Genomic DNA, 18229 nt, shown 5'->3' with positions numbered 1-18229 from the left:
GGCCCGCGCCGGGCCGAAGGCCGGGGGAGGGCGGGCGCCCCATCCGCCGTGCCGGGATTGCTCCCGCCTTCCTGCAGGTGCGGTCCGCCCTGCTGGGTTGTGCTGTCCGGTGTCTGCCGCCCCCCTAGGGATTCAGGGCCGTGTCAAGCCTAGGGGGTTTCCCTGATGTGTGGTATACGCGCATGTTCTTGTATGGAGTCAGTGATCCGGTCAGACGAACCACACCACAGGCTCCCCGGAAGTGAACGCGATGTATGTCACCGACCTCGACAGCACCCGCCCCGAGACGGCAGGCGCCCCCCGGCACACCCGGGCCGGCGACCACCCCGCCCGCACCGCGTCCACCGAAAGCCTCTGCCCCGACCGGCGGGCCACGCCCGTCACCCGCGACCTCGACCACACCCCCCAGTCCGTCAGCCGCGCCCGCCACCTCACCCAGCAATTCCTGGGCAACAGCCGCAACGACGCCGCCGAGGCCGTCGTGCTCGTGGTCTCCGAACTCGTCACCAACGCCATCGAGCACGCCCAGCCCCCGGTGATGCTCCACCTGCACCGAGAGACCACCGGCAACCGCGTCTGGGTCGGCGTCACCGACGGCGGACCCGCCCCCGACGAAGCTTCCTGGACCTCCCCCCGCACCGACGCCGAACACGGCCGCGGACTGAGCATCGTCGACACCCTCGCCGACGCCCACGGCACCCACCACCTCACCAACGGCACCGCCACCACCCACTGGGCCCGACTCCACACCACCTAACCAATGCGCAGGAGGCCGACGAGGTCCTCACGGCAGCGTTTCAGGAAGGGAGCGGCACCGAGCGCCTGGAACCTGCTGTGCGCATGGCGCAGGTGCGCGATCGCAGCATGCTCCATCCCCTGGGCCGAGAGCAGCCGGCCGTACGCCTGCTCCAGCCGGGCCCGGTGGAGAGGGATGTTCTCCGGCCTCTCGGGCAACGCGAGACCAGCGGTGTAGGCGGCGGCCGCCTCGTCGATGGCGCCGTGGGACTCGAGCAGCAGCCCGGACAGCCATGCCTCCACCACAGCCAGGCTCGAGCCGTACCGGGTCAGCTGCTGCAGCTCCTCCACCGCGCTCGTGGCCTGGCGGATCTGCCCGGTTCCTACAAGAGCTTCGGCCAGCAACGGCAGCCACCAGGATCGGTACGCCCGGATCCAGCCGCCCGGATCGGTCCACAGCGGCAGCAGGGCCGCAGCCATCCCTTCATGATCGCCACGTGCCTGGGACAGGACGGCCTGTGCGAGTGCCGGGTACACCATGAATTGCGGGGGACCCACCTGGTACGCCCACTGCTGAGCGGCCTCGACATGTGCTTGGGCCCGCTCGAACTCTCCTCGGCCGGACGTAGTCAGTGAGGCCACCGCATACGCGCGGCTGCAAGCCCAGGAGTGTTCCAGCCCCTCGGCGACCGAGATGCAGTGTTCGGCATTGACGGCAGACCTCTCCCACGCGCCGAGCAGATACTGCCCCAGCGAAAGGCAGAAGTATGCAAGATCCCCGGACCATGCCTCGGACGATGTGGTCGGCGACGTGCTCAGGGCCATCTGCGCATGCCGTTCGCTGGCTGCCGGCTTCGCGGTCGCAATATGTGCCAGGGCCATGCACGCATGCCAGTATCCGCACGCTGGGACTTCCTGTCCGCCCATCTCGCGCGTCCATGGCTCCACCGCATCGCTGACGCGCGCCAAAGCTGCCTCAGGACCGTCAACGAGCAAGTGCCCGAGGAACATGGAGCTCCTGGCCGGGGCGGCGAGATGCGCGACCGCGCCGCTGGTGTCCAGCACTTGTCTGGCATACCGCAGGCCGGCTTCGCCCAGGCCGTGCCAGCACGCAAGCGACGCCATGAAATTTCCCGCTTCCGCGACGACCCACTCCGGGCCGGCTACCTGGGCTGCCTTCATCGCTGCCGTCAGCCGTTCCCGTGCCATGGCATACGCGCCCCGGTAGCCGGCCGCTACACCCAACGCACAGTCCTTCAGCGGAGACGGCGCGCAGGACTGCACGCTTTCCAGCAGCGGGTGCGCCCGGTCCATCCGGCGACCGGACAGCAATTGGATCACCGCTGTCAGCAGCCGCCGTTCGCGGTCCTCGCGTCTGTCGGCGAGATCGGCTGCCCACAGCAGCCACGTCGCCGCCAAGTCGGTGTCTCCTTCCGCGATCCGTTCCCAGGCCGCTTCCTCCAGCTCCGCAGCGATCAGCTTGGTGTCGGACTGCTGAGCAGCCGCGACCCGGTGCGCCCACTGCGAAGGCCCCTCCACCACGGAGACTGCAGCCGTGTGCAGCTCCCGGCGGCGTGTCGGCGTCAGCGCCGTATAGACCGCCTCACGCTGCAACTCGTGCGCTACGCCGATGAGCGTGGACCCGGCCCCCTGCCACTGCACCAGACCGAGCTGGAGCAGACGCTGCAGGGCCGGCTGTGGGTCGGCCAGGCCCGCCACGGCACCCCCGGCGCTCGGAGGAACGAACGCATTCAGCACGGCGAGGGCATCGAGCAGACGCCGGCACTCCGTGTCCAGGCCGTCCAGGCGCAAGCGCATCGTGGCCACCAGTGAGCCGGGCACCTGGAACCTGTCCCTGGGATTGTCGGAGTCGGCGAGTACAAGCTGCAGGTACAAGGGGTGCCCCTCGGTACGCCGGCACAGTTCTTCCAGCGCGCGCCGGCTCCAAGGGGCTGTGGTGTGCAAGGACGCGAGCGTCGCCACGCTGCCCGCGTCCAGCCCCGCCAAGGGCAGGTGGACCAGTTCGCCCAGATCCTCCACGAACCGGACAGCAGTGTTCCCCACCGCGGAGGTGCCGGGGCTGCTCGGGCATGCGGCCAGCACCAGCAGGGGTTCCCCGTGGCGCTGTCTCAGCGCCACCCGCAGCACCTGCACGGAGGTCCAGTCCGCCCACTGCAGGTCGTCCACCGCGACGGTGACTGGTCCGCTGTCCAGCAGTTCGTCGATGAGCAGGCGCAGCTGCACGCCGACCGCGGACAGCGCCGGGGTGGGAATGGCACCTGGCGCCGGGGTGAGCTTCGTGATGAAGGGGTAGCGCTGGACCTGTGCCTTCGGCACTCGTCCCGCCAGCTGACCGACCAGACCGAGGGGCATGTCGCTCTCGGACGGGTCGCATGTCGCGCGGAGCACCGTGAAGCCATCGAGAGTGGTGAGGAAGCGATTGAGCAGGGCAGTTTTCCCGATGCCTTCCTCACCGTGGATGCAGACCACCACGGGACCTCGGCTCGAGCGTACCTGCTCAGCGCTTACAGCCAGGGTTTCAAGCTCACAGCCCCGGCCGACGAAGACCTCACCGACAGTCGTGGTGTCGGCGCTTATGAAGCCGACCTCCATACCAAAACCGTAGCCCCCCACAGCCGATCGAAACAGTCAGAACCCCGGCGAAGTCGGGATCGGACAGGCCAGCCGGGGTGTCCGCGGGCGGAACCCGGTGGAGGCCTTCACATCTGGATCAGCCGCGGGCACTGGTGGGGATGCGCCGAAGTCACGTGGCCAGGGCGGAGCCCTGGCCCTGAGCGGTGATCATCACCAGAGGTGACAAGCCTCTGGGCGTCTTCGTCGACGCCTGTTCCAGGACGTCCCCGAGACTGCGGCGGTACACGGTGTGATGGCGGTGGTTCTACTCGCACTGGCCAGCTCCTTTGGCCCGTGTGCTTGATCGCGGGGGACCATCACCGGTGCAGGTGAGCAAGGTGACCGGGACCTCGCTGCCACAAGGAAACCCTCCGGTCACAGCATGAGTGCGCAGGCCTGGGCCCTGGCCCTTCGCGGGTTCCCGGTCTCTGGGCGGACGACGTCTCTACCCGCTTGTCTGCGCCTTGGGGCTGGCTGGGCAGGCACGACACTTCGCACAGTGAGATGACCCATGAAGGGAGGGCTCGTGTCTGACAAGCCGAAGTATGGCTGGACGGTGACGCTGCAGGTGGACGGCGAGGAAAAGACGGTCCTCATCAAGCCCCACGAGAGCGCAGGCAGTTATGACGCCGTGGCGCAGGCGGCCCTGCGCGTCGCGGGGGAGAGCTCTCCTTGCGCCGATGTCCGCTTCTCACGGCTCTGCGCCCGCTACCAGGACTACTAACCCAGGTCCGGCTCGCGCGGCTGCGCGGGGATGAGCCCCCACTCATCCTTCTGACGGCCGCGCACTACGGAAGGACAACTTCGCAGGAAGGCGCAAACAGGCCCCTCAGGTGATGGGTTCCCTGACTGAACCAGCCGACCTTCATGGGCCGCCGAGCGGTCTCTCCGCTCCCACACGCGCACGTACGCGGCACGGGAAACACGCGCTGAAAACGACGGATAGGACGATGCTGTGAGGAACGCATGGCGAGGAGCGGCCGACTGCAGTGTGGCTGCCCTGGCTGTACTCGTGATGAGCGCACTCTGCGCGGTTCCGGCGAGCGCGGACCCCGAACGCGACGACCGCGTCCGGTACGCCGATGCCGCCAACGCGGTCGACGGCAGTTACCTCGTGACCTTCAAGGCGTCCCTCCCAGAGGACTCCGCCAGGCGTCGTTCCTTGGTCAAGCACTACGAGGGCAAGATCGCCCACGTCTACCGCGAGGCCCTCAACGGCTACGCGATCAAAGCCTCGGCCGATGACGCTGAGCGTCTCGCGGCCGATCCGGCAGTGGCCTCCGTGGTACAAAACCGCACCTTCTCCATCACCGCGACTCAGACCGACCCGCTCTCTTGGGGCCTGGACCGCATCGACCAGAAGAGCCTCCCGCTGGACACCCGATACCGGTACTCCAACAAGGCCGGAGCGAACGCGACGGTCTACGTCCTCGACACCGGTGTACGCATCACCCACAGGGAGTTCGCCGGCCGCGCCTCCTACGGCTACGACGCAATCGACAACGATCTGTCTGCCCCGGACGGCCATGGTCACGGCACGCATGTGGCCGGCACAATAGCCGGTGTCTCCGCAGGTGTGGCCAAGAAAGCGAAGATCGTAGCCGTTCGTGTCCTGGACAAGTCCGGATCCGGTACCACCGCGCAGGTGATCGCCGGTATCGACTGGGTCATCGGGCACGCTGTGAGGCCGGCGGTGATCCACATGTCTCTCGGCGGCCCCGCTGACACCATGCTGGATGCGACTGTGCGCAAGGCAGTCGCAGCCGGCATCCCTGTCGTCGCCGCGGCAGGCAACGAAAGTCGCGACGCGGCCGGCTCCTCACCGGCCCGGGTGAGTGAGGCAATCACGGTCGGAGCCACGGACCGCTTCGACGCCCGCGCCGGCTACTCCAACTATGGTGCGGCACTGGATCTCTTCGCCCCCGGATCATCGATCACATCCGCTTACCACTCGAGCGACTCAGCGTCCGCGACCAGCTCGGGTACCTCGATGGCGGCCCCCCACGTCTCCGGCGCAGCCGCTCTCTTCCTCGCTGAGAACCCGTCGGCGACTCCAGCCCAGGTCGCCTCGGCCCTGAAGAACAGTGCCTTCGTCGGTGCGGTGTCAGGCGCGGGCCAGGGCTCACCCAACCGACTCCTCAAAGCGCCCGGCCCCGTCTACCGGAACGCGACCGACTTCGCGATCAGGGACCACTCCACGACCGAGTCACCGATCTCCGTCAGCGGCGAGCCGGGCAAGGCCTCGACGACCCTGGGTGCAGAAGTGCACATCCGGCATACATATATCGGCGACCTCCAAGTCAAACTGATAGCGCCGGACGGCACGCAGTACATGCTCAAGCGATTCGGTACTGGCGGCAGTTCAGACAACATTGACACCACCCACACGGTCAATGCCTCCTCGGAGTCAGCCAGCGGCACATGGCGGCTGCGGGTGACCGACAGCGCGTCCTTCGATACGGGGAAGATCGACTCCTGGGCCGTCCGCCTCTGACGGCGCGGCACAGGCGTTGGTGCGGGACACGCCGAACCAGGCGGCCGTGGCGGCGAGTTCACGGCTGGTGTAGGCAGCCGTGTCCCGAGTGGAAGATCGCCGGCCTGGACAGCGCCGGCGACTGATGTCGATGACCGTGGCCAGGCAGAGCCAGCCCTCGTCGTTGGCGATGGCGGGTGACGCGTGCGGATCACGGGTGCGGTGCCCGTCGTCTTCGATGCCTATGTCACCACTGATATCCGCCATGATCATATATGAAGGGCAGCGGTTCCTCTCGTGATCGACATCGACCTGCCACCGCCTGGTCCGTGAGCGGCGGACCTTCCGGGAACTTCTCGGAACACCAGCTCGTCGTCTGCTCGGACAGGGGAGGACTTTGGGTGTGATGCCTTCCCCGGGCGGTCTTCCTGTCTTTGCAAGCCCTGGGCCGTGGGTCAACAGGGCGGCGAATACGGCGAGGGAGAAGGCTGTTTGAACTCCTTGTTGCCGCCCGGGGAGGGCTGTTCGCCGCTGGTCGAGCCCGAGCCGCGGGCCGTCGGGGTCGGCCCGCATAGACGGCGAGGGGCAGCGGACGGGAAGGAGCATCCCGCTTGGGCTCTCTTGACAGACCGGTCAACCAAGGAGATCTTCTTCCCCATGACGGAGATCCTGGCGGAGGCCCCCGATACGCGCGGCCGGCTGGTTGGCGCAGCGGCCCGGCTTTTCCTGTCCCGCAGCTATCACTCCGTTGGTGTTGACGAGTTGTGTGCGGCTGCGGGAGTGCGCAAGGGAAGCTTCTACTACTACTTCTCCTCCAAGGCCGACCTGATGAAGGCCGTGATCGACCGTCACGCGGATGCCCTGTGGCTGCGCCTTGCGGCCACCGCGGACATTCCCGACATCGCAGCGCGGCTGCGTGGGCTCGTCGATGCAGTGGGCGCCATCCAGGGGGAATTCGAGTCGTACTTCGGCACGGTGGTGGGCTGCCCCTTCGGCAACCTTGCCGCCGAGGTGGCCGCGGCGGACGCGGATCTCGCAGCGCACCTGCGGCGGGTCTTCGGCACGTGGCAGCTCCGTTTGGCCGAGCAGTGCCGGCAGGCAGCCGCCGGGGGCGTACTTGTGGCAGGGACGGATCCGGATCAGCTGGCGCGCATCCTGCTTGCCCAGTTCCAGGGCATGATCCTTCTCGCGAAAACCGACAGCACCCCGGCCTGTGACATCACGGCCGCGCTGCATGATGTGCTCGACCACTATCTTGTCCAGGAGCGGCTCCGATGACATCCCGGCCCCTGAGTGTGGACTTTCATTTCGATCCGATGTGTCCGTTCGCCTATGCGGCATCCGTCTGGATCCGCGAGGTCCGCACGCAGTGCGACATCACCGTCAACTGGCGCTTTTTCAGCCTGGAAGAGGTCAACCGGGCCGAAGGCCGCAAGCATCCGTGGGAGCGGCGCTGGTCGTACGGCTGGTCGCTCATGCGCGTCGCGGCTTACCTGCGCCGTCGTGACGAGGCCTTTGCAGACGCCTGGTACGAGCGCATCGGACGGGAACTGCACGAGCACGGCGGCAAACCCCATGACCCCGACGTGGCCCGCGAACTGCTGAAGGAGATAGGACACGACCCGCGCCTGCTGGACGAGGCCCTGGCGGACCCCACCACTCACGAGGACATACGCGCCGACCACCAGCGAGTGGTGGACGCCGGCGGCTATGGGGTACCCACGTTGATCTTCCCTGACGGGCAGTGCCTGTTCGGGCCCGTGCTGATCCACTCGCCCACAGGAGAGCGGGCGGCGCGGCTGTGGGGCAGTGTCACCACGCTGCTGGAATTTCCTCACGTCTACGAGATCCAGCGGCCCAAGAGCGCCGCCGCCCATACCGACATCCTGACGGCGATGCAGCCGTACCTGGCCGGGCGTGACTGGGAAACCGTGGACCGGGGCAAGGTGGTCGATATCCCGCCCCTGCCCGCGATCGAGCCCGCCACAACGGACGGGGAGGGTCGATCCTGGTGAGTGGGACGGACATGCCGCGCGATGTCGCCGCACAGGCTTCGGACCGCAGCACGCTCATCGTGGCGCTGCACGACGTTTGGGACTCGCTGGACCACGTGCTCGCACGGCTGACACCAGTCCAGTGGGCGCTGCCTACCTGCCTGCCGGAATGGACCGTGAGCGACGTCATCGCTCATGTCATCGGCACGGAGTGCATGCTCGCCGGCGACCCGGTTCCCGCTGTCGCCCTGGATGTCTCCTCGCTCCCGCACGTTGCCAATGACATCGGCGCCGTGAACGAGATCTGGGTTCAGGCGCTGCGTGCTGCCCCCGGCGCCGAGATGCTTCGTCTCTTCCGGAACGTCGTCTCCCGCCGCCGCGAGGCTCTCGAGTGCACCACGCAGGCGGACTTCGACGCCCGGAGCTGGACTCCCGCCGGTGAGGCCACCTACGCGCGGTTCATGCAGCTGCGTGTCTACGACACCTGGATGCACGAGCAGGACGTCCGCGCCGCCACCGGCATCGCCGGGCACTGCCGCGGCCCCGCCGCTACCGTCTCATTGGCTGAACTCTGCCGCGCACTGGGCTACATCGTCGGCAAACGGGCCGCCCTGCCCGACGGTACGAGCGTTCGGTTCGACCTGGCCGGAGCGCTTCCCGCGCGGATCGACGTGATGGTGGAGGGGCGGGCCGAGATCGTCCAGCTCGACAGGACGCCTACCGTCACTTTGCGCATGCCCTCCGAGCTGCTGATGTGGCTCAGCGGCGGCCGCTCAAGCGCCTCTGAGCACAGCTCGGACATCGAGATCCGCGGTGATCGCTTCCTGGGGCTACGGGTCCTGGACCACCTCGCCTTCACGATCTGACCCGCCTGGCATGTCGGGAGTTTGCCCTCGTTGAGGATGAGGCTGATTGCGGATGGCCGGGACGGGGACCTACGTGCCGATGGAGTCTTCATCAGGGAGCGAATACAGCGGCTCCAGCACGCGAGCGTAGCCACGCACCAGTTCCTCCGCTTCCTCGACAACCATCCTGCGGACGCATGCCGGGGAGGCTTTTGGCTTTCTACGGTCCGGCGCCATGCGCTCCATCGGGCGCTCGACGCCTCGTCGAGGGGTGGCACGCCATTGCATGACCAGGACGAGTACGACACCAAGAACTGCCATCAGGATCCCGTACACCCTGTTACTGTCCATCACTCCTCCGTACTGCGTGTCCTTGGCCAGAGGGCGGGCCATCCCACTCAAGCACGTCGGATACAGGCAAACCGCTCTCGCGGGAGCCTGCCGGTTCGGTCGCCGTCCGGGGACGCCATAGCGATGCTGCGGCGGATGGCGGCCTGGTGCCGGATTCCTCGCAGCGGCGGGAGTCGTGCCGGTTGCCCGGCACGGGCCGGCGGCCACCACGATCAGGCGGGTGTCGGCATCGGTGACGATCTGAAATGCCGAGTTAGGGAAGATGCCTGTTGCCGTTCGATCGATGGATGCCCGGTTCTGACCTGAGCCAGCGAGAGTCAGCCACGGCGGTGGGTGCGTCGACTGAGCACCCGGCACGTGTGTTTCCAGCAACCCCGTACTGGCCTCAGCCACGCTTCTTCCATACGTCACGGGCCGTACTTCGATCCGGCCTGGGCGTTGCCGACGGTGCATGGGCGCTGGGCTCCGGCTGCGGCTCTGTGGGCCATGTGGCCTGGAGCGGCGGGCGGTTGGGTGGCGTGGTCGTGCTTGGTGGGTGTCGGCCTGGTCCTGGTGCTCGCAGTGGTCGGGTTGCTTCCTGGTCTTGCTGTCCGCCTTGGTGGTGTTGCACGCTGAGCGGGTGGGGGCCGCCGGAGCGGTGCACGTGAACCCCGCGTGGATCACGCGGATCGGGGATCTGGGCCAGGGCATGCGGCAGTCCCCCGGGGACGACCGCTCCCGCGTCAGCCTGCGCACGGGTCGGGCAGGGCGCGCACCCGGGCGTGATGGATACGGGAGAAGGTGGAGCGACGAGCACGGCAGATCGTGAAGCGTGAAGACTTCCATGATCTACAAGGGCCGTGCTCACTTCACGCCGGGGTGCCATTGATGATCACGGGAAGTGCAGCAGGACGGGCGTGTCCCGCGCGTCCAAAGCATGCAGTAGCCGCTGGGCGGGGGCGGGCGCAGACCCAACCGGTCTCTCCATGTATGCCGGGGACCCGGTCATAGGGGGGCAAGGGCCTTCATCCTTGCGGTGGAGGTGGGGGGATGCCGCTGGCGGGAGGGCGGGGAAGGGGAGCGGTGTAAGGGACGACCGGCCCGGCTCCATCATCGGTGATCATGGGTTTGCCCTGCAGGACGATGGCGTTGCCTTTGATGACGCCGATCTGGGCACCGGCATAGCCGGCGTGGGAGGTGCGGCTGTAGTCCAGAGGGGTCAGGCCGAGGCCGGGCGAGAGGCCGCCCTTTTCCAGCGTGTCCACCAGCGACTGCCGGGTCAGGTTCCTGCCCGTGCGCTGCAGCGCCTCCACGAACAGGTATGCGGCCGCTACACCCATTTCTGTGTAGCGGTCCAGGGGGCGGCCCGACAGGTAGCGGTCATGGATCATCTTGACCAGGACGATCCAGCTGTTGGAGGTGTCGCTGACCGGCACGAGCCAGGCGTTGGTGATGATGCCCTGGATCATCGAGCTGCCGGTAGCCGGGTCACCGGTCGCGGACGTCAGGAGACCGGACAGCGTCGTCGGGTCGGAGCCCGTGGAGACGAGAACGAGCCGCGCTGTGTTGCCGAGCTTCTTCTGGGCAAGGCGCAGCAAAACGTTGTAGTTAGTGAGTGAGAAACTGACGATGACGTCTGCTTTAGCCCGGTGAATAGCCCGCATTTGCGCAGTAACGTCGGTTTCGCCGAGCAGGTAGCTCTCCCGCGCGACCACGGAAGAAGGTGGAATGACTTTATCCAGTCCCTTGATCCCGCTTTCACCCACTTCGTCCCTCTGGTAGAAGTAGGCCACCTTCTTTCCCGGGAACGCCTTGCTGATGTAATCGCCGAGGATCTTGCCTTCCCGAAGGGAGCTGTACCAGCCGAAGGTGTATGGCAGTTTGACTGGATTGTTGAAACGGGCGGATCCCCCATTTGGGATAAGGTCAGGGACCTTGCGGGAGTTCAAGTAGTCAATGACTGCAGCGTGTGAGTCGGCGCCCCAGCCGGCGAGAATGGCGAACACCTTGTCTTTCTCTACAAGGTTCTGTACCACCTTGATGCTGTTATCCGGTTCACCGCCGTCGTCCCGGTAGGTGAAGATGATTTTCCGGCCGTGGACGCCGCCATTCGCGTTGACATGGTCGAAGTACGCCTTGGCTGCCAGTGGGAGCTGGCCCCAGGCGGGGGCCAGCGGGTGGCTCAACGGCTGGTGGCTGCCGATCGTGACCGTTGTGTCGGTTACCCCCGGTGTCGCGGACTCGTCACTTGGACGGCTGCATGCCGCGGCGGCGACGAGTACGAATGCCAGTGCGCAGGCGAGCCACGAACGCCTTGCCATGATGGCTCTCCTCGGCAGATGGTCGGCAGCCGGTGGGCCTGACATCACCACCGTGCTCCCACACAACGGGTTGGGCAAATTCTGACCAGGCTCCGAGCCTTCCGTTCGATTACCGAGCTGCATGAGGCAGCCCCGTGCGGCACTGCGCTACATCCAGAGACACCCCCGATCTTCTCACCGCATTCCTCGGCGGAACCGGCCTCGAGCTCAGCCCACCGGACCGATCCAGGACGGCACCAATGCTGTGATCACACCAGCCGCATCAAGATCACCTCAACCGTGACCAGCCACTGCGGGACAACTCTTTAGTGGTGATCAGTCGTGAGGGCGGACGGCAGTTCACGACGAGTGGTGAGATGAAGCTTCCTGTAGACGTGACTGAGGTGATATTCGACAGTTTTCGTACTGATAAAGAGTTTGCGGGATATCTCGGCATTGGTCAGCCCCTCGGCGGCGAGGTGAGCCACTGCGTATTCGCGCTCACTGAGGATTCGGGAGGACAGGCCAGTGGGGGCCTCATTCACCCGTGCGCCAGGCTGCAGCCGGGCCAGTTCCTCAGCAGTCCGGCGGATATACGGTGTAGCACCGAGGCGTGCGTAGTTGTTGTGAGCTGACTGCAGGAGGAGTGCCGCCTCGCTGTGATGGCGGGTGTCGTTCATCGCCAGGAGGCGGTCGGCGAGACCGTGATGGAGGAAAGCGTGATGAAGGGGGATGTGAACTCCCTCGTCAGCTGGCACCGCCACCCCTGCACGGTAGTGGCTCAGCATCGCCTCAGACTGACCTAGAATTTCGGCCAGATGTGCATGAAGCAAGTGTGAAGTAGCCGTCAGAGCGGGAGCTCTGCCGGCGAGCCTGTCGAATATCCGGATTGCTGCTCGAACGAGACGCACCTCTGAGGGCTGGGCATCCCTGGCATGCGCGACTGCCTCCGTGAACAAAGGAGCCCACAGCAGAAGGTGCAAAAGTCGATTGCCCGGTTCGATCGTGGCAGGATCCTGCAGCGCGCGCAGAGCGTCGAGCATGGCCGGACGATCTGCCCGAGCCTGCGCCATAGAAGCCTGCGCCACCATTTTGTACGTCGACGCCAACCGGGGGAATGATGCGGCGTGACGAGCGCTGTGCTCAAAATGCTCGGCAGCTTGGTCGACACGGCCTTGCTGCGCGTGCACTATGGCCGCCAGTGCATGCGCGGGGGCGTAGGACAACGGTTGTTCCTGTGCCTCTGTGATGATCAGTGTCTGCTCCACTGCGACGAGGGCGTCGTCCCAACGGCCGAGGAAGTACTCGGCGAACCCGCGCTGCCAGTAATCCGCCGGGCTGACGGAAAGGTTCGCGTGTGTACCCTGACGGGCGATCAGCGTAGCCAGGTCATCAATTCCCTCCTGCAGCTGGCCTGCCTCTACCCGCATGTACCCTCGCCACGCCAACAGGTGGGAGTCGCCAAGACTGACGTTGGCGGCCCGTTCAGGGATGTGCGTTTTGGCGATCACATCGAGTCCGGCGAGTGGGCCTTCTGTGTGGCCGGCAGCCATGGAGAGCAGCCCGACGACCCGATGCCTCGTCAGCCCTGCAGACAACTGATTGACAACCGGCTCAAGGGCCTCGGTAGCCTTGGACGCTTGGGAAAGCATCATCCGCACTAGACCAAGCCAAGTACCGGCCATGATCTGCATGGCCTCGCCGACCGCGGTTTGCCTGGCCCGCTCGAGCATCTCCACAGCAGCCACCGGTTCGCCCGCATAGGCCACAAGACGGCCCAGGACAATATCGCGGCCGGCACTAGGTGCGCAGCCCTCGATGGCCTTCCGTAGTTTTTGGGCTCCGGCATCGTCGTCCTGGAGCAGCAGGTAATTGGCTGCAGCCAGCAGGTGCTGCTCATACTGATCACGCCGAGGAACGAGACCGGATGCCCACAGTTCGAAGGTGGCTGCCCGGTGCATGCGGCCAGTGTCAGCCAGACGATGAGCTTCGGCAGCGAGTTGGTCGGCGAGATCTGAGTCGACGTCAGCTGCAACCGCTCTATGCGCCCATGCGTCGTCTGCACTGACCAGAGTGGCGGCCATGGTGTGGAGAGCCCGCCTGCGCACAGGTGTGATGGCGGCGTATATGGCATCTCGCTGAAGGGGGTGGTGAATCCGAACAGGCGTAATGGGCTGGGAAGGCTGCCACTCGACCAGCCCGCTGCCGAGTGCTGCATCGAGCGCAGAAGACGGCTCGGGCACCTCGGCCAGCCGAGCAGCGACGGCCAGCGGTATGGGGGCGTCGAGGACAGCGACAGCCTCGACCAGCCTCCGGGCGGTATGAGGCAACGCGTCGATCGTGTGTCGGACGACAGCCTCGAGTGTCGTGGGAACCGGCAGAGGCTGAGACACGTCGGCCAGCTGGTCCGGGCTATTTTCCGAAAGCAGGCTGCGTAGATGCAGCGGATGTCCGTCGGTGCGCCGGTGCAGCTGGCGCACCGCTGCAGCATGCAGGTCGTCGATCCCCGCCGAGGCCGCCAGCTGCGCCGTTTCGTCCACGGTCAAACCAAGCAGGCTGATCCGCTGCACACGGGCCGTGCCCCGGGTCAAAACCTGCCAATCCTGGGAACGCGGGCTCACGGAGTGGTCGGGTGGAGGAGCGAACGCATCAGAGCTGCGCGTGGTGATCAGGATGAGTATGGACTCGGTAAATAGGCGGCGTAGCGAGAACGCGAGGGCGTTGATCGAATGCTGGTCGGCGCAGGACAGATCGTCGATCACCAGGGCGATTGGCGCCCTCTCCGACGCTGCGGCGAGCAAGGCCAGCAGCCTGGCGCCGATCATCAGCGGCGAGGCAGTGGGGGTAATGGCGTCTGCAAGGTCAGAAAGGCCGGGCGTATCTTCGGGGAAGCGACGCAGGAGCTGTTCCAGCACACCGTATGGCCAGTCCTGCTCAGCTTGGTCACAGCTCGCCCAGTACACCTGCAGCCCGTCTGTACCTGAAGCCACCGCTTGGCGCACAAGAGCAGTCTTCCCGATGCCCGCCTCGCCCTCCACCGCGACCAGCCAGGGGATGCCCGTGGCCACCTGGGCGCGGCAGCGGGCAATCGCTGCGAGCTCAGTAAACCGCCCAACGAAGCCAGGCCCCCATGCAGCCGAGGTCAGCCCCCTGCCCACTGAACCCTCGACAGGGGTGACGACAGACGTCCAGGTCGTCGCTGCCGCGCTAACGTCTTCGTTACGGGAACCGGATTTCATGACCACCTGCTGGGGCTTTGCTACCCCCCCCGCTTACCTAGGTCAGGGTAACAGTCAAGTGTCAACCACTACGCGGTTGTGGCACCCGACGTCGTCGCGCTGTTGCAGGGGCTCGGTCTCTGTCCCAGATCCGCAAGGCCAGCCGCCGACGGCTGATCTCCCTGCCGCACTCTTCAGCATGATCTAGCGCGGAACCCTGGGCGTGAAGGACTCCGTTGGGAAATCCGTAAACCGGTGATGACGAGCGTGGCGGGCTGCCATGATCGGCCTGTTCGTCGATCGAGGGTGGGGCTGGATGTCGCTGGAGCCGCGGGCTGTGCGCGGAGTGCCGGAGCTGACTGCGCGGGTGGTGCGGGCTTCGTTTCCGAAGGGGACGCTTGCGGTCCGTGTTCGGGAGGCGCTCGGTCCGCTGTTCGAGGACGAGTCGTTCGCGGGGGCTTTCCCCGGACGGGGGCGGCCGGCGGTCTCGCCCGGGGCACTGGCGCTGGTGTCGGTGCTGCAGTGTGCCGAGGGGCTTACCGACCGGCAGGCCGCTGACCAGGTCCGGGCCCGGATGGACTGGAAGTTCCTCCTCGGCCTTGAGCTGGACGACCCGGGGTTCGACTTCTCCGTTCTTGGCGACTTCCGTGCCCGGCTGATCGGGCACGGCCTGGAGGAGAAGGTCCTGGACCTGGTCCTTGAGCGGATTTCCGGGGTCGGGCTGCTGCGCGCGGGGGGCCGGCAGCGGACCGACTCCACCCACGTGCTCGCGGCGGTGGGGACGTTGAACCGGATGGAGTTCGTGGGCGAGACCCTGCGGGCTGCCCTGGAGGCCCTGTCGGCGGCGGCCCCGCAGTGGCTGTCCGCGCTGGTCACCGCGGACTGGGCCAGACGATACGGCGCCCGGATTGACTCCTACCGCTTCCCCAAGGGGGAGAACGTGCGTCAGGAGTGGGCCGAGCAGGTAGGCCGTGACGGCTTCATGGTCCTTGAGGCCGCCTTCGGTCCCGGCTCTCCGGGCTGGCTGCGGGAGATCCCTGCCGTTCAGGTCCTGCGCCGGGCCTGGGTCGAGCAGTACCACCGTGATGGCGAGGGGGTGCACTGGCGGGAGGGCAAGGACCTCCCGCCGGGCAGACGCCGCCTGTCCTCGCCCTATGACCCGGACGCCCGCTACGGCGTGAAGCGGGGATCGGGCTGGTGCGGCTACAAGACGCACCTGAGCGAGACCTCGCGAATCCGATGTCCCGCATCTGATCATCCACGTGGTCACCACGGATGCGACGGTCGCCGACACCGAGCTGACCGACGTGATCCACCAAGGCCTGACCGCACGGAAGTTACTGCCTGCCGAGCACGACGTTGACGCCGGCTATGTCACCGCCGCGCACATCGTCACCGCCCGGAACGAGTACGGGATCGAGTTGGTGGGGCCGGTCGGACTGGACACCTGCCACGAGAACCACGAAGGCGAGCACTTCACGCAGAGCGCCTTCACCGTCGATTGGCAGGCCCGCAAGGTCATCTGCCCCGAGGCAAGATCAGCGCCAGCTGGTCCGACCAGCGAAAGAGCAGCCAAACTCCCGTCGCGCGGGTCCACTTCACTGCCCAGGACTGCGGGAGCTGCCCCGTACGCGAGAAGTGCACCAAGGCGGCGAACGGCAAATGGGGCCGCAGTCTGACATTGCTTCCCCGGGGCCAGCAGGAGGCGTTGGAAGCGCGGCGCCGCGAGCAGCTGACCGACGAGTGGCAGCAGCGTTACAACATCCGCGCCGGCGTGGAAGGCACGATCTCCTAGGCAGTGCGGCGCACCCGCATCCGCCGGACCCGCTACACCGGCCTGCCCAAGACCCACCTCGGCCACGTCTTCGGCGCCACCGCCATCAACGTCATCCGACTCGACGCCTGGCTCACCGAAACCCCACTCGGCGAGACCAGGACCTCGCATCTGGCCGACTTGACCTGGCCGCATAAAGGCCCCGCCCACACCCCGTTTACGGATTTCCCAACGGAGTCGGTCACGCCCGGGAGGAAGCGCTTCTCAAGATAGGGGTGACCCGCACAGGCGCACGGGTCTGCACTGTTGGCCTCAGTCGGGACGCTTCTGGTTCTCGTACTCCTTGATGATCGTCGGCGGTGCGCCGCCGCAGGATGCGGCGAAGTAGGACGGGGACCAGAAGTGGTCGCCCCACAGGTACGTGCGGATTGCCACCACGTCCACCGGCTACCAGGCCGCCGGGCGCGGTCTGAATCGGTACCACAAGCGGCAGCTTGACTTGCGGGCCAAGCTCCAGAAGAAGCGCACCGAGAGCGCGAAGCGCCGGTTGAAGGAGCGCTCCCGCCGCGAACAGTGGCACGCCGCGAACGCCAACCACATCATGGCAAGACGATCGTGACCGAGGCTGAAAGCACCTCGGCCGGGATCTCCCTGGAAGAACTCCGCCGCACTCCCAGCGCGCACGACTTTCTCTACTCCATCAAGCCCCGGCTGCGCTCCGCTCCGCCGGGCGCGCTTCCCGGCTCCGCCGACCTCCGCGCTCATGCCTTCGGCCCGCGCTGCGGGCGCTGCGCCGACGCGCGCTTACGTGTGGACAGGACCGGTAGCCAAGGGTAGATCAGCGCAGAGCGCGGCCCCCGGTCACAGCGGTGCCTCCGGCGGGGGATCGGCCGGCACGGGGATCGAGGGGGTGCCCCTGCCGGGCGCGGGCGCGTGGGGGTGGTCCCGTCCCGCACACCGCCGGCCCAGGCGAAGCCGAGCAGAGACGGCCCATGGCGTCCAGGTCGCACGTCCGGTAGGGCGCTCCACCTGGACGCCATGGACCGCGTCCGCTCCACATGCGTGTGGGTCGACGGCGTACGGGACGGGAGCCAGGGCAGGTGGTGGGCTGAAGCCGCCGCCGTGAGGGCAGGTGCGGAGGCAGCTTAGAGGGTACCGGGACTGGCCCCGTGGGCAGTGGGCCCCGCTGCTGAAGCTGTGGTGCGATTTGCATATCTCTCTCACCGGACCGACGGGTGCCGTGGCACCGGCCAGCTTTGCGGCGCCGCACGGCGTGCGTTGCCAAGTGCTTGTATGACAAATCCCGCTCTCACGGGACAGCTGGCTGACAGCTGGCCCGGAGGGGCGGCGTGCCCCACCGTCAGAAAGGACCCCCATGAGCACTCTCGAACAGGCTCAAGAATTCGCAGCGCAAATCGCATCGTACGTAATGACCGGGTTCTGGCCTGAGTCTGGGGTCACTGACCCCGTCAGCTACCAAACAATCACAGAAAAATTCTATCCGGAGCGGGCGACCAGAGCGGCCGACATAGTTAGCCATTGGGACGGCAGCCCGGATGATGACGTGAAGCAGATAATAAAGATCCTGCAAGATCCATCAGGGGGCTATGCGCTAGACGTGGACGTTGTGGCGGCCGCTCTATTGCCTATGTATTCCGCCGGGGGTGCAGGAGTCGACGCCCCAGATCCGGGCGGCGCGGAGTATGTCCCTGCATATCCCGGCACCCAGGAGAACGAGCCCCTTCTCACACTCGACGAGTGCGACGCGCTGAAAGTCCTTATGGATGCCTTTACTGGCCTCTCGCCGGATGCCGGAGAGGAACAGTTCAAAACAGAAGCGAAGAAGTATCTGACCGGGCTCGGGATCGACGCGGATGTGGTCGAAGAAGCGGCCGCCTCCGGGAATTGACCTATCGCAGATTCGGT

15 protein-coding genes and 1 pseudogene are annotated in these 18229 nt (G+C 66.5%); 11 read left to right on the top strand and 5 right to left on the bottom strand.

The features are described from left to right. Positions 1-250: 250 nt before the first annotated feature. Positions 251-757: an ATP-binding protein gene (locus tag OG331_RS03535; RefSeq protein WP_406209677.1), complete on the top strand. Its 507-nt coding sequence runs from the start codon at positions 251-253 to the stop codon at positions 755-757. On the opposite strand, the gene OG331_RS03530 is transcribed toward OG331_RS03535, so the two are convergent. Continuing rightward, positions 754-3348: an ATP-binding protein gene (locus tag OG331_RS03530; protein WP_406191470.1), complete on the bottom strand. Its 2595-nt coding sequence runs from the start codon at positions 3346-3348 to the stop codon at positions 754-756. The two genes, OG331_RS03535 and OG331_RS03530, sit on opposite strands and share 4 nt — an antisense overlap. A gap of 547 nt (positions 3349-3895) precedes the next feature. Here OG331_RS03530 and OG331_RS03525 point away from each other — a divergent pair. The 5 genes from OG331_RS03525 to OG331_RS03505 all read left to right on the top strand — a co-directional run bounded on the left by OG331_RS03525 (position 3896) and on the right by OG331_RS03505 (position 8702). After that, the gene (locus tag OG331_RS03525; protein ID WP_406191468.1) at positions 3896-4093 is read left to right on the top strand and encodes a hypothetical protein; all 198 of its coding nucleotides are present in this window, start codon (positions 3896-3898) and stop codon (positions 4091-4093) included. A 291-nt stretch (positions 4094-4384) separates the two neighbouring features. Continuing rightward, positions 4385-5863 (top strand): S8 family peptidase, encoded by a 1479-nt coding sequence (locus OG331_RS03520; protein WP_406209674.1) that lies wholly within the window; start codon positions 4385-4387, stop codon positions 5861-5863. Between the two features lie 636 nt (positions 5864-6499). Beyond that, complete coding sequence (locus OG331_RS03515; protein WP_406191466.1) at positions 6500-7120, top strand: TetR/AcrR family transcriptional regulator; 621 nt, start codon at positions 6500-6502, stop codon at positions 7118-7120. Continuing rightward, positions 7117-7857, top strand: a complete 741-nt coding sequence (locus OG331_RS03510; protein WP_406191464.1) for a DsbA family protein — start codon at positions 7117-7119, stop codon at positions 7855-7857. Before OG331_RS03515 ends, OG331_RS03510 begins: the two co-directional genes overlap by 4 nt. Continuing rightward, a complete protein-coding gene (locus tag OG331_RS03505) occupies positions 7854-8702 on the top strand; it encodes a maleylpyruvate isomerase family mycothiol-dependent enzyme (protein WP_406191462.1) in 849 nt (282 codons plus the stop codon). The genes OG331_RS03510 and OG331_RS03505 overlap by 4 nt, the downstream gene beginning before the upstream one ends. 69 nt (positions 8703-8771) lie before the next feature. Here OG331_RS03505 and OG331_RS03500 read toward each other — a convergent pair whose 3' ends face one another. The 3 genes from OG331_RS03500 to OG331_RS03490 all read right to left on the bottom strand — a co-directional run bounded on the left by OG331_RS03500 (position 8772) and on the right by OG331_RS03490 (position 14550). Further along, complete coding sequence (locus OG331_RS03500) at positions 8772-9032, bottom strand: hypothetical protein (protein WP_406191460.1); 261 nt, start codon at positions 9030-9032, stop codon at positions 8772-8774. A gap of 1004 nt (positions 9033-10036) precedes the next feature. Continuing rightward, entirely contained in the window at positions 10037-11332 is a 1296-nt protein-coding gene (locus tag OG331_RS03495; protein WP_406191458.1) for an ABC transporter substrate-binding protein, read from the bottom strand. A gap of 305 nt (positions 11333-11637) precedes the next feature. Continuing rightward, the gene (locus tag OG331_RS03490; RefSeq protein ID WP_406191456.1) at positions 11638-14550 is read right to left on the bottom strand and encodes a LuxR C-terminal-related transcriptional regulator; all 2913 of its coding nucleotides are present in this window, start codon (positions 14548-14550) and stop codon (positions 11638-11640) included. A gap of 295 nt (positions 14551-14845) precedes the next feature. Here OG331_RS03490 and OG331_RS03485 point away from each other — a divergent pair, with 295 nt between their 5' ends. The 3 genes from OG331_RS03485 (at position 14846) to OG331_RS03475 (ending at position 16576) form a co-directional block, all read left to right on the top strand. Further along, a complete protein-coding gene (locus OG331_RS03485) occupies positions 14846-15892 on the top strand; it encodes a transposase (protein ID WP_406191454.1) in 1047 nt (348 codons plus the stop codon). Between the two features lie 138 nt (positions 15893-16030). Next, positions 16031-16324 (top strand): transposase, encoded by a 294-nt coding sequence (locus OG331_RS03480; RefSeq protein ID WP_406191452.1) that lies wholly within the window; start codon positions 16031-16033, stop codon positions 16322-16324. 3 nt (positions 16325-16327) lie between these two features. After that, complete coding sequence (locus OG331_RS03475; RefSeq protein WP_406191450.1) at positions 16328-16576, top strand: hypothetical protein; 249 nt, start codon at positions 16328-16330, stop codon at positions 16574-16576. Between the two features lie 39 nt (positions 16577-16615). Here the strand turns inward: OG331_RS03475 and OG331_RS03470 are convergent. Beyond that, positions 16616-16711, bottom strand: a pseudogene (locus OG331_RS03470) (IS200/IS605 family transposase); the annotation flags it as partial. 13 nt (positions 16712-16724) lie between these two features. Here OG331_RS03470 and OG331_RS03465 point away from each other — a divergent pair. Both OG331_RS03465 and OG331_RS03460 read left to right on the top strand, forming a co-directional pair. Beyond that, positions 16725-16922, top strand: coding sequence for a hypothetical protein (locus OG331_RS03465; protein WP_406191448.1), 198 nt, complete (start codon positions 16725-16727; stop codon positions 16920-16922). Positions 16923-17678: 756 nt separating this feature from the next. Next, positions 17679-18212: a hypothetical protein gene (locus tag OG331_RS03460; protein ID WP_406191446.1), complete on the top strand. Its 534-nt coding sequence runs from the start codon at positions 17679-17681 to the stop codon at positions 18210-18212. The last annotated feature ends 17 nt before the right edge of the window (positions 18213-18229 follow it).

Source organism: Streptomyces sp. NBC_01017 (genome assembly GCF_045162795.1).
GTDB classification, from domain to species: domain Bacteria; phylum Actinomycetota; class Actinomycetes; order Streptomycetales; family Streptomycetaceae; genus Streptomyces; species Streptomyces machairae.
This window is presented reverse-complemented; position numbering and strand designations above follow the sequence as displayed.